We start from the raw sequence: 15,928 nt of genomic DNA, 5'->3' as shown, positions 1-15,928 counted from the left end.
CAGCAGTTTTGATGTTTCAATAAGGAGTGTTGTGATCTGCATTCAAAATATCTTAGACTTTCGCTTTAATGGAAAAAATTTTTACAATTAAAGCACTCAGTAAAATTTGAATAAAGAAGAACACCACCGTGAAAGGAAAGAAATAGTTGTATAAAGCTCTATAAAAAAAGTATGGGTCAACATCAATAATCAGTAATATCATGAACCCAATATAGACAGATGAAACAACCTTGAATTTCATTCTGTAGTTATCCTTCGAATTTGTTAAAAGAAAGCTTAGTAAAAACATAAATAAACCAATCCTGATCAGTGCACCGCACAGCCATTGATATAGTGCAAAAAAATCAAGGTGGGTTATGAATTCCCCGATGCCTAAAATCCTCCACTGTTCATATGCGGGGTATCTCATGTTCGATGCTTCCACGTCACCAAATTCCATGATGGAAGCTGTTAAAGGACCCATTATCAAGCCTGCCAAAATCAAACCCAAAAAAATGAGATGATGCAGTTTTATTTTCCCGGCGCTGAATGGCTGAAGTAAGATGATGATGAATATCTCCAACAGACCGCTCAAAACATAAATCATTCCCTTATATACAGGCGGATACCCACTGCTTAGTATCGGAAAAAGGAGACTGGGATCTTTCAGGTGCGTATTGGTGAATGCAATGAAAAAGCCAAAAATCATCACCAGCGGGAGCAATATACCGCTTGCAATGGCCATATATTTGATACCTGACCACGTAATCAACAAACAGGTGCATAGCACAATGACAACAATTAGCAGCTTCGGTACATCAGCAAGAAAATATGCCCTCAACCATATTATTAAGTCAACAAAGGTGATATATGCACTGGTTATCAGAAATAAACAAATCGGAAGAGAATAGATCCAAACCCATACTTTGTTCCACTTGGTCCTTAAGAGATGAAAGAAACCTTCGGGTGGTGAATTCTTTAATACGTAATAAATCAAGAATGTCGCCAGTATCAATACCGGGTACGAAACAATTACACTTACCCAGCCATCCCGGCCGGATGATTGCAGGATACTGGGTATGATCATGACGTGGTTTAGAAGACCTGTTGAAAGGATTAATAATAAGGTGAGCTGCCTTGGGATGAGAACTGGTTGTAAACTCTTCATTTAAAAACTCCTAAAGTATGATGTAACTCTATTTATTTCCTCTACCTTCACAAACTAACCAGTAGAAACAAAAAAAGTCAGGGATCCCCTGACTTTTTTTGTTTCATATTTACTACACCATAAATTGAAACTCCGTCCTGCTTCCGTTTTGGGAAGAGATGACTTCAAGCCTTGCATCGATCCGTTCCTTCAATTCAGGCACATGGGATATTAATCCGACAAGGCGTCCGCTGCTCTGGATATCCATCAACGCTTCGATTGCATGGTCAAGGGACTCTGGGTCGAGAGTACCGAAACCTTCATCAATGAACATCGTCTCAAGGGAAACCCCTCCTGCATATTGCTGGACCACATCAGCGAGTCCAAGGGCCAATGCAAGAGATGCCTTAAAGCTTTCACCTCCCGATAAGGTTTTGACATGCCGTTCCTGACCGGTATATTGATCAAATACAAGCAGTTCCAGTCCGCTCTGTATATTCCCCTTACTGCGGTCCGTCTTACGAATCAGATTATACCTGCCTGCTGTCATCTTAGATAAACGGTCATTTGCAACACTCAGGATATCTTCAAGGAATGAAGCCAATACGTATCTCTCAAATGTAAGCCGGTTTGCATTTTGGCCCCGGGCGATGTCGGCAAGATGTCCGACTGTTTGATAAGCCTCTTCATGCTCTTTAATGTTGGCATTGATGTCCGTGACTCTTGCAAGAATCTCTTTATTTTCCTGCGTGTGTGAAATGAGTCTGTTTAACACTTCGTTGATTTCCTTCATTTCCTGCGTTACAGCAGTCAGCGATTGTTGTATGACTTGTATATCCGGTTTATCCTTATTTTCCAGCTGGTTAGAAACATCCGATAAACGATCCTTTACAGAACGCAGGTCTTCCCCATACTTTTTAACTCTCTCCTCGAGTATGGCAATCTCCTCATCGGTTCTTTTCGCTTCATGAAAAGCTCTGTAATGCGGGAATCCTTCTCTGTTCAATAAGGAAAGAAATTCTTCCCTCTCATGCTTCATATCTGATTCTGCCTTTTCAACTTGAGCTTCTTTATCTTTCAATTGAGCTTCTTTTACTTTGTAATCATTTTCACTTTGATAAAAATTTGACTGCGCTTTCTCAAAAGCAGCTTTCATTTTACCCAGTGTTTCCTTTGTCTTTTGAAACTCAACATCAAACTCTTGTCTTGTATAAAGATTTGATGGAATGGATTCCTTTATTTTCTCAAGCGACGTTTTCTTGGTTAAAAAATCCATTTTCAGTTCCTGCTGAATTTCCAGATTTTCCCTTCCGGATCCCTCAAGTTTTTCCAGTTTCCCTTTTTCCTTCTTAACTTGCTCACTCAGCTGCTTCAAATGTTCAATCTCATTTTTCTTTTCAAGGATTTCCCTTTTTAAGGATTGAACGTTTGATTGGAATTCTAAGGTCACTTCCTGATGATTCTCCAAAGATAGGTTCTCTGCCTGATTTCCTGCCCTTTTGATGAGTAGACGTATTTGCTCATCTGTATTCTGGATTTTTGTTTCTTCCTGGGCCATTGAGAGACTCAACTGCTTTTCTTCGGATTGAAGGACTTGCAGCATTTCCCTTGCACTCTTCATGTCTTCCTCTGAAGGCAATGTATGTTTGTCTGTTGCAAGATTAGGATGGTGCTCTGACCCGCATACAGGACAGGGTCCTCCTTCGGTGAGTTCGCGCGCCAGAGCGGCGGATTGAGCTGCCCGCCATTCACCCTCCAGATAAGTGATTGAATCTGAAGCATCTTTCATTCGTGCAGCAGTGTTTTCGTATTGGCCACTCAATCGTTTCATTGTGACCTTATAACGATCCTGTCTTTCTGACAGAGTATGAATTTCTTTAAGAATTTCCAGGACAGACTCTTTTTCCCGGAGTGACTTTTCATAGTGGAACAACAGGCTTTGGCTCTCTCCAAACTTCTCAAGTCGTTCCTCTCTATTCTTTATCCATTTTGATAAGTTAGCCTTCTCTTCAGTGTCTCTATTAATAAGTTCCTGCTGTTTTGTACTTTTTTCCTGTAACATTTGCAATTCCGATTGTAAGGAATCGAGGGAATGAACATCGCCTTGAATGCTTTCCAGATGATTGATTTTTTTTACAAGTTCTTCTTTCGCGGGTTCTTTTGCCGCTTCTTCTTCATAACGTTTCCTGGCAAGCTCCAGCCTGTTCTTGGCTGTTTCTTTCTCACTCATTAATCGATCCATATCCTGTTTAAGTCCCTTGAGGATACTATTCAGTTTATGGCAATATTCATCCTGTTTAATTAACCTTGCAGCCTTATGTGCAAGTGTGATTTCTTGAGAAACTTGCCCGATTTCACTTTCTTGGTGCAAAAGGACGGTCAGCTCCGCTCCTAATTTTTCTTTCAGTTCAAATTGTTTCAGGAGATTATGAGCATCAGCAAGCTCCTTGTTTACGTTGTCTCGTTTATTTTGAATGGTTTGAAACGTTTGTTCCACATCTTCCAGCCGCTTTTCCATCCCCTCGATCTGTCCCGGGAGAAGCGAAAGTATCTTACTGTCATTAACAGGTTCTTCAAGCAGTAATTGTTGTAATTCTTCATTGTCAGTACTATGGATTTTCAACAGTTCCCTTGTGCGCAATTCAATGGAAGCCTCCACTTGTTTCCGCAAATCATCTGCTTCTGCCTTTAATCCTTCCTGGATCATTTTGTACAGCTGTGTATGGAACAATCTCTGCAAAATGACTTCTTTATCTTTACTGTCAGAGGTCAGCAATTTACGAAATTCACCTTGAGGGATCATCAGGATCTGTCTGAATTGATTCGCGTCCAGCTGGATGAGTGATTTCACCTTTTCGTCTACTTCCCTGACATTGGCAGCAAGTATAATTTCCCCGCCTTCTTCATCAAAGGTAAATAACTCTGCACGTGCGTTGATGGTCGTATACCCATCTCCCCGGGCTTTCTTTTTATCCTGCTGAGGCGATCTCCAGATCCGGTACGTTTTCCCCCGCAAATTGAATAAAAGCTCAACTTCCGTAATGTCCTCTTCCTTCGCGAATTGACTCCTCATATCTGCAGGGCTCCGATCCTCCCCGCTTGCCTTCCCATAGATCGCATAGGAAATACCGTCAAATATCGTCGTCTTTCCCGATCCGGTCTTTCCTGATATCACGAACATCGTGCGGCTGTCCAACTCACGAAAATCAATTTCTTCCCTAGTGGCATATGGTCCGAATGCCTGCATCGTCAGTTTAAGAGGCTTCATGCTTCAAACGCCTCCTTCCTGGCTTTTTCAATGACTTTTTCCAAGACTTCCTGCTTAGAAGTTGAAAATTCCCCTGTCGTCATATCTGAATAAAATTCTTTGAATAATTCAAGCTCTGTCTTCTTTTTATCTTCTATGACGTTGAAACTATTTTTCTTTTTGGCATCCGTCAACTCCAGTTTCCGCTCAAGATGAAGCACGTTCGGATACACTTGTCTTAGTTTGTTTATCGGATCGATAAGGGTTCCCTCGTCATGCAGGGTCACCTTTAAGAAGTCATCCGTTTTCTGGGATTGATAGAAGGCTGGATCAAGCAGTTCCTCTAGATGCCCCTGCAGCTCTCTCATATCCTGCCTCGGTTTTAATATCCGTTCGCTTAATTCAAACGATCCATTTTCTTTCATTTCCACCACTGTCACCGATTTCCTTTGAGATGCTTCCGAGAACGAATATTTCATCAATGATCCTGAATAACGGATCGTATCATGCTTCAATGCGTCCGGGCTGTGCAGATGTCCCATAGCCGTATAATGAAAAGGCTCGAATAATTCACTGCCTACACATCCTGACCCGCCTACGGAAAGAGTCCTTTCAGAATCCGTGGTTTTCCCTCCAAGGACGAAAGCATGTCCGACGAATACATGTGGTCCGTCCCCATGCATGTTTTCCCGGATCCGTTCTATGATTGCCCTCATCGCATCATGATGGGAATGGATCGAATCATCCCCTAGCAGCTGGCGCACGGTCCCCGGTTCTGCGAAAGGAATGCAGTGGAAGTTCACCCCGGCTACGTTAACGGGTGTAAATTCATTGGAAAGTTTCCCCTTCAGGTAAAAATGACTGTGCTTGTACCACGAGGAACCAAAAGATAAACGTTCGGCACTGTCATGATTGCCTGAAACGGCAATGACCGGCGTATTCAATTCGACATTGATTCTGAATAGAACCTCATCCAGTAATTCCACCGCCTCGGTTGGCGGGACGGAACGGTCGTATAAATCCCCTGCAATCACGACTGCATCCGGTTTTTCATCCTCCACCAATGCAATGAATTGCTCCAGTATGTATCTCTGCTCTTCTGTCATATAAATACCGTGCACTAATTTCCCTAAATGCCAATCAGCCGTATGTATGAATTTCAACGTCCAATCTCCTCTCCTGCCTCTAGTTAGATTAAATTATATCAAACTCTAAAACTCTGGGTAAAAGGAAATGATGCCAGAGGGGAACATTTGTTCATATTTTTTTAGCTCTACTCTATGTGCACACCAATAAAAGAGAGACCACCGGCCTCCCTTTCCTATTCTTTCATTCTTTGAGGAAGAGTCTGCAGGGAAGTTACGACTGCATCAAGCTTCGTTTCTATGCGATATAGCAGATACATCGTGACCACGATCGGAAACCCGACCTCAGAGATAAAAGGAATGATGGATTCCATTGACTATGCCTCCTTTCAACTTATATATAGAAGTAAGAAGTGAAAAAAGACACCAATAGGAACAAAAAACGAACCCCGATGCCGGGATTCGTTTCCGTTTGTTTTTTAAAATTGAATATTAACCGTTTAAGTCGTTCACCAGGCTTGAGCTTACCAACCCGGCTTTATCAAGGATTGCTTTGATTTGGTTTTCAGCTTGGATCATTTTTTCATCTGCTTCTGTAAGGTCTCCCTCACCATCTGTTTTAAGGGCTTCAGCTTTCATCTTGTAAGACTCAGCCAATGTAGACTTGAACTCTTCAATGTCTTTTTTATAATCATCAAGCCCTGATGGAATCTCCGTATTCTCTACGGCTTTAGCAGATTCTTCTGCAGATGCCGCCGCTGCATCTTCTAATTTTGCAAACTCGTCACCTGTTGGAGGTTCTTCTCCGCCAACTGCTGCTTCATAACCGTTCAAATCAATATCAGTACCATTTATGGTGGTTGTTAAATTAAGATAAAAATCCATTAACTCCCCAGCTGCGTCAGTATTCTCGCTGCTTGTATCTGCAGATTCCTCTTTCTTGCCTTCTTCGGAACCAGCATCTGAGCACCCAACTAATAATAAAGATAAACCTAATCCTAAGAACCATAATTTTTTCATAGTCCAAATCCCCTTTCTGTCTCTCTTGCATGAATTGTACGGGAGATCAAGCGTAGAAATCGCTTACTTCTTCCATTTTTTAGCCGGCAAAATGTATCTTATCATGTGGATAATCAATTGGTAAAGAAATAGTTTCTACTTTCGCTAAAGTTCTAATTTTAAAAATAGTTGGAATAAACAGCCGATTTATACCTTGATTTTTGTTCTGTTCTACTTATCCAGGTACGTGGGTATATTGATTGAACCGAAGGCGGGAACATGATATAACTAATTAAGTAAACTACGGGGCTGATTGTAGAGCTGGTGCTTGCCTAGGTCTTCAAAACCTCTTGGGAGGCGCGTGCCGTCTCCGCTGGGTTCGATTCCCAGGCAGTCCCGCCATTCTCCATTTCTTCTGCTCCATTAAAAAAGAAGCTTCAGGATCCCCCTAAAACTTCTTCATCTCTTATGTATGTATTTGCTCCCTCTTTTTCCTTCCTTGCTGCTGTACCGCTTCAAAGATAATCGAAAACGTCGTGCCCTCTCCCTGTTCACTCTGTACATTTATATCAGCTGAATGATCTCTCAAGATTCGCAGACAGATGGTCAGCCCAAGACCGGTTCCTTTTGTTTTAGTGGTAAAGAACGGTTCTCCAAGCTTATCCAGTACTTGTTTTTTCATTCCGACTCCTTCGTCTTTAAAGCTGATTTCGACTTTATTATAATCATTCATGCCTGCATGGATTCTTATACTTCCTCCGTGGGGCATAGCCTCAATTGCATTTTTTACGAGATTGATAAAAACCTGTTTAAGCTGGTTTTCGTCTCCCCTGATGAATAATTCTTCCTGCTTAAAAGCAGTTTGAATTTCAATATTGTAAAGAATCGCATTCGTATTCAGAAGTTTTGCCACGTGATCCAGTGTTTCTACGATATTGATACGTTTATATGTCACGGATTGTGGTTTTGCCAAGATTAACAATTCACTGAGTACAAGCTCGATTCTCTTAATTTCAGAGAATACGATCTCCAGGTATTCCTTGGTCTTGATGTCAGCATCATCTCTTAACAATTGTAGAAATCCATTAATGGAGGTCAACGGATTTCTCACTTCATGTGCAATACCCGCTGCCAGCTGACCTGCTACCGAGAGTTTCTGTGATTCAATCGCTAGTGTTTCGTTCATTTCGAGTAATTCTTCTTCATTATGTACTCGTTCGGTAATATCTGATATCGTTCCGACTGTACCCGCGAGCTTTCCATCATCATCGTAATTCAGCTTAATATTCACTTCACCCCACCGATATCGTCCATCCCTCATCTGAAAAGAAAAATCGATTTTCGTCTTCTCCTTTTTCTCACTTATACTCCTTCTGAGCACACGCAGAAATTCATGCCGTTCATTAAGTGAAATGAAGTGCATTGCATTCTTATGCAGGCTTTCTTTCAGGCTGTAACCCGTGAAGTCTTCCCAGGATTGATTCAAAAATTGAAATTCCCCCTTGGAGTTGGTGTGGAATACAACCTCTGAAATATTCTGCAGCACCAGTTGGAGCTCTTCATTCAGCCTTTTTATTTTTTCTTCACTTTTGCTGAGTGCCGAAACTGTTTCATTGCTATCATCGTAGTTTTTTCCAGTATAGTAGCCAATGAACAAGATGAGAGTGGTGAAAAGCAGATCAATTTGCATGTTGAAGGAGTAGTGAAGAACAAAATAGTAAATGAAATCCCAGATAATGATCAATAGAGCACCTGCGGCAATAAACAAGATTCTGCCCTTATATTTCGTCATGTGACTTCCCCGTCCTTCCAAGACAGCTAGAAATAGATGATTATCGAAAAAGAATGAATTTTCACGATATTTGTTATTTATTAGTATATCATTTCTTATTAAGAACAGTATAGATATCTTTTATATTTATTATGATATTCTTGTCACATCGATTGACGTTGTCTATAATGAAAGACGATACATATTCGTTTATCGAAATACTTAGAGGTGATAGCATGCAGCTAGACGGATGGTTTTTATATTTTATCCTTTTTTGGGTTGTTTTCTTAATGGCTTCCTTTGCCATCGGCGGCTTCTTTATGTTTCGGAAATTCCTGAAAAGGTTTCCGAAAGAAGATGGGAAATCAGATATGGACTGGGAAGAGTATTATGTAAATGAAACGCTTCATCTTTGGCATGATCCTGAGAAGAAAATGCTGAATGAATTGGTCACTCCCGTTCCAGAGTTATTCAGGGATGTGGCAAAGCAAAAAATTGCCGGGAAAATCGGTGAGTTGGCCTTAAAAGAGAAAGCCCCTTCCATTTCTGAGGAATTGGTGATAAGAGGGTATATTATGGCTACCCCTAAGCGCGACCATAAATTTCTCCGTAAAAAGCTGGATGATATGAAGATCGATGCGGCTCCATATGAGCATTTATTCTAAAAGAGAAATGGGTTAAAAAAATGGGATCGATCCTGGTAATTCCAATTATTCTATACATTATCTTTACAGCAGCTGCTGTGTTCCTGTTCATGAAATGGAAAAAGACCAAAAAAAGGTAGACGATTCACATCGTTTACCTTTTTTGATTACGATTGGATCAATCTATGGGATCTTCTGCCTTTCCGTATTTGATTACATCATAAATGGCTTGTCCATCACTTGGCTTCCCTTCACCGTTACGATATGGAAAAAGGGAAAAAAAGATAAAATAGACCGAAAAATAAACAAATTGATAGAAAAAGATATGAACCGGAAATACTCCTTGATAGATAAGAAAATTCATTAGTAAAATCACAATCAGATTAAACAGGCTGCCGGATAAATAAATCAGAACATGTGACCATACTGTATTATATTTTAGTTCGGTGTATTGACACCATCCCTCCATGAAATACATCCTGTTGACTTCAAGGGGTCCTATATTGAATAATGTCTTTCCAGTTCCAATCGCAAATTTTATCTTTGCTCCAAAAATTCTGGCCACCAGTACATGCCCTGCTTCGTGAACAATTGTCACAAGTGGCAGCGTTAAGAAAAATGCCAGAAAAAACGTCCAGATATCATGGAGAGTGAACAACGCGAAAACCCCTTTATAGTATATTTGTTTCTCTCCGTGTTTCCCCTGACAAGTAATCGTTACTCATTTTTTTATGATTTGTAAGAAAAACGTAACAAGCATCTTATCTTTTGAACCTTTTAAGGTTACTTCTTTAAATAAAAACAAAAAAAGCGGAATAATTGTTTATCAATTGTCCCGCTTTTTTGCTCATTCTGTTTATATGGAATTTGTGGTAAGGTCGCTGTTTTCTTGATGAAGTCTGCGATACTGAATATACATGGCGATTCTCCAGGGTACGATCATACCAAATGCAAGGATCCAGAACATCCCGCTAAGGGCACCATAATCGATCGTGGCACTCAGTATGGATTTAGCAACTATCCTGACTATCAAAAGCCCAATAAGGATAAATGCAAATGCTTTAGATCGTTTTAAATAAATGTCATGATCCCTTACTTCGAATTTAGACGTTTTTATGAGTAATATGGAAAACAACATTCCCACAGTAAGTGCTTCCAACAGCTCGCCGAGCGTCACCCGAAAGAAAGGGAATAAAAACATCAGCGCACCGGTACTCATAAAGATTGGCGGTAAAATGATTTTCTTACCGCTTACCGGCTTTTTCTGTGCCTTCATTCGGATAAACAAAACAAAAAATCCCATACATATTGCTACGATGGATGAAGCAATCATCATAAACGATCATCCTTTAACTCTCTACTTATTTTCATTACTATTATAGCCTATTTCACATGAAAACGAAAACAGGCAAAAAAAAATGAGGCTGCAGGCAGCCCCTTCATTTAAGAACCCAGTACTCTCTTAATTGCATCGACAACCCGAACCTCATCAAATGGTTTCACGATAAAATCCTTTGCACCGCTTTCAATCGCCTCTACTACGATTCTCTGCTGTCCCATGGCCGAGCACATTATCACTTTAGCTGTCGGATAATCAGATAGAATGGTCTTCACAGCTTCTATGCCATCCATCACAGGCATCGTAATATCCATCGTAACGAGATTAGGCTGAAGCTCACCATATTTCCTTACGGCTTCTTCCCCATTTTCCGCTTCACCTACTACAGTGTGTCCGCTGGATGTCAGCATGTTGCCAAGTGTCAATCTCATAAATTTTGCATCATCCACTACAAGTATTGTTGCCACAGGTGTTCCTCCTTGTAAAAGCTATTGCTGCATCCACTTCATCATACTTTAGTCCTATTTATATTCTTACTATAACATTAATTGTAAGATTTTTTCAATTTATATTATTCTCTCAAGCATTCCTAGAACCCTTGGAATCCCCCGAAGATAGAAGTGAAATAGGAAAGGATGACGGTCATCCAATCAAAGAACAGCATGATTCCGACAACAATCATAATGTATCCGCCGATTTTGACGATTTTTGCACTGTTTTTCCTGATCCACTGCATTTTCCCGATAAAGAACGACAGTATAAAGAAAGGAATGGCAAACCCAAGGACATAGGCGGTCATATACAATACACCCGAACCCGGATTCGTGGCTGCAAGTGCAAGTACTGAAGCGAGGATCGGTCCGGTACAGGGTGTCCATCCTGCAGCAAATGCCATCCCGATCAAGACTGAACCTATGAATCCAGATGGTTTGTTCTTAAATTCAATACGGCGCTCCTTCATCAGCATTTCCGGAGTGAAAATCCCTATTACCACTAATCCGAATATAACGATAAAGATCGCTCCAAGCTGACGGATTAAATCCTTATAGTCAAGAAAGAACTCTCCGATAAACGAAGTACCGAACCCAATGGCAATGAAAATGGCTGAGAAGCCCAAGAGAAAGAATAAAGTATGTAAAAGGCTCCTTCTTTGCAGCATAGCGTTATCCGATTTTAACTCACTTACACTCATCCCCGTTATATAGGACAAGAATGCCGGATATAAAGGAAGGCAGCATGGAGAAATAAAACTTAAAAAACCCGCTCCAAAAGCAAGAAATAGATTAATATCTGCCATAATTTCAACTCCTGTATAGTGTTTATTATTATCTATTCTATCAAACATTTGAACAAACTATGAGAACCTATTCTGTGAACGATTTGTGACCATTCATTTACAATACGATTTGATTCATTCCAATCTTGTGTCAAAGCTTTTAAAAAAGTATTTTTGTTTTGAAAAACGCCCACATTTTCGTTATACTAATAAAAAGTTACAGTTATTACTAGTTTTGTATTCCTTCTGTAAGGAACTACAAAAGAAAGGAAACAGCCGTGTCTAAACAAGAGCTTCTGGACCGCATTGAAAAAAAACGCGCTCAACTGATTGATATCGTTGCGAAAAATGGATTAACCTCTCCACAAGCCATTCAATACAGTCAAGAATTGGACTTATTATTAAACAGTTATAATTCGGACTACATAAAAAATTTCACGTCCCAAGTAAGCTGATACTCGAATGAACTACATAATGAAAGCAGACCTTTGTCCGGTCTGCTTTCTGTTGATACTCCCTCTTTTCACCCAGTATCATACACCTTTTGATACTACATCCTCCATGCCTTCGACAAGTCCATTCTGCAATAAGAACATCTTATGATAAATACCTTTTTTTGCAAGTAATTCCTGATGTGTCCCCTTTTCCGCAATCTCACCCTTGTGCAATACCAGAATAAGCTCTGCATCCTGAATGGTTGATAACCTGTGAGCGATTGCAATGGTGGTCCTGCCTTTTCTCATCTTAGCTAAAGCAGTCTGGATCGCTTCTTCTGTCTCAGTATCGATATTCCCTGTTGCTTCATCCAAGATGAGGATTTTTGGTTTAGCTGCAATCGTCCGGGCGAAAGCGATCAGCTGACGCTGCCCCGACGACAAAGTTGCTCCCCTTTCAACCACTTTGCTGGAATAACCATCTTCCAGCTTTTCTATAAACACGTCCGCTTGAACAAACCTTGCCGCCTCCATGATTTCTTCATCACTCATTGTATCGTTATGAAGTTTAATATTATCTTTAATCGTTCCGTAAAATAGAAATGGATCCTGAAGTACAAGCCCCATCTTGGACCTTAGCTCATTCAAGGGGAAGGATTTAAGGGATTTCCCATCAATTAAAATCTCCCCTGCCGAGTAATCATAGAAGCGCATCAAAAGGTTGATAATCGAACTCTTACCGCTTCCGGTATGCCCTACCAGCGCTACAGTCCCCCCCGGCCTGGCCGTAAATGAGATATTTCTCAGAACATCCTTTTGACCATCGTAGGAAAAAGTAACATCCTTAAATGTAATTTCCCCTTTTTGAATCTGTTGATTTTCTTCTTTACAGTCCGTTTGACCCGGCGATACTTCCTTTTCATCCAATAATGTAAATACCCTTGATGAAGCAACGATTGCCTGCTGAAACATCGAGAGGCGCATCATGATCTGATTGACAGGTTCAAAAAAACGGTCCAGATAATTAACAAAAGCATACAGTACACCTATCTCTACCGGTTCACTGAAAGATGTAATGCCAAAGAAACTCAGAACGACAATCAATGCGGCTGCATAAACAAGGTCAATTGCCGGCCTCAACAGCAGTCCGTCCACTTTAATATTTTTCATTCCGGCCATGTAATGCTTCTCATTGATTTCTCCAAATTCTTTTTGCAGTCTTTGCTCCTGCCTGAACACTTGAATGATTGACATTCCCTGCAGTGATTCACTCAATTTTGCATTCAATTGACTAAGTCGTTCCCTCATATCCTGATAAAATACCGAGCTGTACTTACGATAAAGAACCATGATATAAAGAATGAGAGGGACGATGAACAAACAAAAAAGCGCCAGCTTCGGATCAAGGAGAAACATCGCGATAAATATACCCGACAGCAAAAAGGCTCCCTGTATAAAGGATACCATTACGCTTACAAACATATCCTTGATTGCTTCAGTGTCATTTGTCACCCGTGAGACGATGCTGCCCGCAGGGGTCTGATCAAAATATTTCATTCCAAGGCTCTGCACCTTTGAAAAGACATCCACCCTGAGCTGCTGAATGATATTTAATGCAATCTCCTGGAACTTCAATAATTGAAAATAAGAAATCAACACATTTCCGATTTGAATAAGTAGATAGGCTGACCCCAACGCAGCAAGCGGCCCATAAGGAAAATCCCTGGGCGTCAAGTAATCATCAATGAAGACTTTTATGATGATCGGTCCGAGTACATCTCCGATCGTCGTTAATAATAACAGTAAAAAAGCAACGATGATTTTCTTTTTATGGGGTTTTGCATATCCCATTAATCGCAAAAATACTTTTCGCTGTCCGGCTTTCGTCATGGTTGGATCTTTTTCCATTCCCTTCACCCCCCGTGCTCCACTAGTTCTTCTAACTGCTGTCTGATATACATTTCCCTATACTTTCCTTTATTGGCCATCAGCTCTGCATGTGTGCCCCGTTCAACGATCTTTCCTTCATCAAGGACAACAATGAGATCAGCATGCTGGATTGCACTCAGCCTGTGAGCTGTAATAATGGTCGTCTTTCCATTTCTATTTTTTCTGAGTGAAGATAAAATGGCTTCTTCCGTTTTCGCATCCACTGCAGACAGCGAATCGTCAAGAAGCAGTACTTCCGGATCCATCAAGAGTGCCCTGGCGATTGAAATCCTCTGTTTCTGACCTCCCGACAAGGATACACCCCTTTCCCCCACTATTGTCTCATACCCAAATGTGAAGTCTTTGATATCATCATGGATATGGGCAAGCCTTGCAGCCTCTTCCACCCGGCAGCGGTCAATCTGTGGGTTCGCAAAGGCGATATTGTCAAAAATGGTTGTTGAAAACAAGAAATGATCTTGAGGTACGTATCCGAATGCTTCACGCAAAGCCGAGAGTTTATATTCCTTAATTGAATGGCCTGCCATCAAAATTTCTCCTTCATACCCTTCAAATTCCCTTAAGAGCAGACGGAGCAGAGTAGTTTTACCCGAACCGGTTTTTCCGACTATCCCAACCGTACTGCCTTTTTCAATCATTATGTGGATGTTTTTCAACGAACTTTTTTCTTCAGCAGGGTAGTTGAACATATTCACTCTGTACTCAATATCCCCTGCAGGAATGGCAGGAATGGCGTCTTCTTCCTCTTTGATTTCTACCTCTTCACTTAATAAGCTGGCTACACGATCATAGGAAGCCCTGCCCCGCTCAACGATATTAAAGAGCCAGCCGAATGCAAGCATCGGCCATATCAATAACCCAAGATAGGTAGTGAAGGAGATCAATTGCCCTATTGTTAATTCTCCATTCACAACCAGACGGGAACCAAAAACGATGGATAATAAGAAGGATAGGCCCACAATGATGGAAATGGTTGGATCGAACAGTGAGTCCACTCTTGCCACCGCCATATTTTTTTCCACAACATCACTTGATTCTTTTTTGAATGATTCAATATCCTCTTTTTCCTGGCCAAAAGTCTTCACAACCTTTATTCCTGAAACACTCTCCTGGGTTTTGTCATTAAGGCTGGAAAAGGCCTCTTGCGCTTTATTGAAACGTTTATGAAGAAGCGTACCGTAATAATTTGTCAACAGCGCCATAAAAGGCATAGGAATAAGTGCAATCAATGTGAGCTTCCAGCTAATCGTAAAAGCCATGGCGATTATGACAAATCCCCCCGTTGCAAGGGAGTCAACCAGAGTCAGAACACCGGAACCTGCCGTCTGCTGAATGGCCTGTAAATCATTGCTCGCATGAGCTATTAGATCACCGACTCTCTTTTTTTGATAAAATGACGGTGACATTTTAGTAAAATGACGATACAGCCGATTTCTGAGCAGTCTGGATAACTTGGTAGCAGAACCAAAAATCATGATGCGCCATACGTATCGCAGTCCATACATGGAGACTGCCGAACCCATGAGGATAACCATCCATTTCATCAATTGGTCCGCAGTCAGATTATTGTTTTTCACATTATCCACGACAATTCCCACGATTTTTGGGGGAATCAGCTGAAGCAAGGCAACAAATAAGAGGATAACAATCCCCGTTAAGTAAGACTTCCTTTCTTGAATAAAGAACCATTTTAAATCCAAAAAGACCCTCATACGAAATCCTCCGAAGTAAAAGTAAATGACTCTTTATTTTACCAAATTTTCTAATATTGAGAAATCATTTTTTCATTTCCAACATAAAAACCATGGGGGAGACAAAACTTTATAGCCAAGGTCTAAATCTTTACATTTTAGTGGAGACTTTATACCACGCTAATGATTTCCGCGCAAGACTTCGCTTTCCGCGGGTAGCCCGTGAGCCTCCTTGGCAAGCCTGCGGGAAGAAAAGCGGAAGGGCTTTGAAGAGAGGCGTGTGGCATAAGACGAATCGACCACGAAGGCGTTCTTTGCCTTCTTGGGCGGTTTGACTTATGACATGTGCCTCTAAGCCCTGGAGCT

General features: G+C 41.0%; 14 protein-coding genes and 1 tRNA gene. 3 read left to right on the top strand and 12 right to left on the bottom strand.

The features are described 5' to 3' along the window. Positions 1–52: 52 nt before the first annotated feature. The 5 genes from AS034_RS11050 to AS034_RS11030 form a co-directional block, all read right to left on the bottom strand. Positions 53–1,147 carry an endospore germination permease gene (locus AS034_RS11050; RefSeq protein WP_058298480.1) on the bottom strand — a complete coding sequence of 365 codons (1,095 nt, stop codon included), beginning with the start codon at positions 1,145–1,147 and terminating at the stop codon, positions 53–55. A 112-nt stretch (positions 1,148–1,259) separates the two neighbouring features. Continuing rightward, complete coding sequence (locus AS034_RS11045; protein ID WP_058298479.1) at positions 1,260–4,394, bottom strand: AAA family ATPase; 3,135 nt, start codon at positions 4,392–4,394, stop codon at positions 1,260–1,262. Continuing rightward, positions 4,391–5,536: an exonuclease SbcCD subunit D gene (locus AS034_RS11040; protein ID WP_058298478.1), complete on the bottom strand. Its 1,146-nt coding sequence runs from the start codon at positions 5,534–5,536 to the stop codon at positions 4,391–4,393. Before AS034_RS11040 ends, AS034_RS11045 begins: the two co-directional genes overlap by 4 nt. A gap of 158 nt (positions 5,537–5,694) precedes the next feature. Then, entirely contained in the window at positions 5,695–5,832 is a 138-nt protein-coding gene (locus AS034_RS11035) for a YvrJ family protein (protein WP_032088683.1), read from the bottom strand. A 118-nt stretch (positions 5,833–5,950) separates the two neighbouring features. Then, positions 5,951–6,478 carry a hypothetical protein gene (locus AS034_RS11030; protein ID WP_058298477.1) on the bottom strand — a complete coding sequence of 176 codons (528 nt, stop codon included), beginning with the start codon at positions 6,476–6,478 and terminating at the stop codon, positions 5,951–5,953. Positions 6,479–6,762: 284 nt separating this feature from the next. Between AS034_RS11030 and AS034_RS22730 the strand changes: the two genes are divergently transcribed. Further along, positions 6,763–6,859 (top strand) — tRNA-Sec (locus tag AS034_RS22730). A 64-nt stretch (positions 6,860–6,923) separates the two neighbouring features. On the opposite strand, the gene AS034_RS11025 is transcribed toward AS034_RS22730, so the two are convergent. After that, positions 6,924–8,249 (bottom strand): ATP-binding protein, encoded by a 1,326-nt coding sequence (locus tag AS034_RS11025; protein WP_058298476.1) that lies wholly within the window; start codon positions 8,247–8,249, stop codon positions 6,924–6,926. Between the two features lie 215 nt (positions 8,250–8,464). Between AS034_RS11025 and AS034_RS11020 the strand changes: the two genes are divergently transcribed. Beyond that, entirely contained in the window at positions 8,465–8,893 is a 429-nt protein-coding gene (locus AS034_RS11020; protein WP_032088686.1) for a DUF2621 domain-containing protein, read from the top strand. Between the two features lie 157 nt (positions 8,894–9,050). On the opposite strand, the gene AS034_RS11015 is transcribed toward AS034_RS11020, so the two are convergent. The 4 genes from AS034_RS11015 to AS034_RS11000 form a co-directional block, all read right to left on the bottom strand. Further along, a complete protein-coding gene (locus tag AS034_RS11015; protein WP_032088687.1) occupies positions 9,051–9,530 on the bottom strand; it encodes a site-2 protease family protein in 480 nt (159 codons plus the stop codon). Positions 9,531–9,728: 198 nt separating this feature from the next. After that, positions 9,729–10,208: a CcdC family protein gene (locus AS034_RS11010; RefSeq protein WP_032088688.1), complete on the bottom strand. Its 480-nt coding sequence runs from the start codon at positions 10,206–10,208 to the stop codon at positions 9,729–9,731. 107 nt (positions 10,209–10,315) lie between these two features. Continuing rightward, positions 10,316–10,678 carry a response regulator gene (locus AS034_RS11005; protein ID WP_058298475.1) on the bottom strand — a complete coding sequence of 121 codons (363 nt, stop codon included), beginning with the start codon at positions 10,676–10,678 and terminating at the stop codon, positions 10,316–10,318. Positions 10,679–10,800: 122 nt separating this feature from the next. After that, the gene (locus AS034_RS11000) at positions 10,801–11,508 is read right to left on the bottom strand and encodes a cytochrome c biogenesis CcdA family protein (RefSeq protein ID WP_032088690.1); all 708 of its coding nucleotides are present in this window, start codon (positions 11,506–11,508) and stop codon (positions 10,801–10,803) included. 257 nt (positions 11,509–11,765) lie between these two features. Here AS034_RS11000 and AS034_RS22340 point away from each other — a divergent pair, with 257 nt between their 5' ends. Next, positions 11,766–11,942 (top strand): aspartyl-phosphate phosphatase Spo0E family protein, encoded by a 177-nt coding sequence (locus tag AS034_RS22340; protein ID WP_074439992.1) that lies wholly within the window; start codon positions 11,766–11,768, stop codon positions 11,940–11,942. 78 nt (positions 11,943–12,020) lie between these two features. Here AS034_RS22340 and AS034_RS10995 read toward each other — a convergent pair whose 3' ends face one another. Together AS034_RS10995 and AS034_RS10990 are read right to left on the bottom strand one after the other, a co-directional pair. Then, entirely contained in the window at positions 12,021–13,829 is a 1,809-nt protein-coding gene (locus tag AS034_RS10995; RefSeq protein ID WP_058298474.1) for an ABC transporter ATP-binding protein, read from the bottom strand. Positions 13,830–13,834: 5 nt separating this feature from the next. Then, a complete protein-coding gene (locus AS034_RS10990; RefSeq protein WP_058298473.1) occupies positions 13,835–15,583 on the bottom strand; it encodes an ABC transporter transmembrane domain-containing protein in 1,749 nt (582 codons plus the stop codon). Positions 15,584–15,928: the final 345 nt, after the last annotated feature.

The sequence above is a fragment of the [Bacillus] enclensis genome, from assembly GCF_001456935.1.
In the GTDB taxonomy this organism is placed as follows: domain Bacteria; phylum Bacillota; class Bacilli; order Bacillales; family Bacillaceae_B; genus Rossellomorea; species Rossellomorea enclensis.
This window is presented reverse-complemented; position numbering and strand designations above follow the sequence as displayed.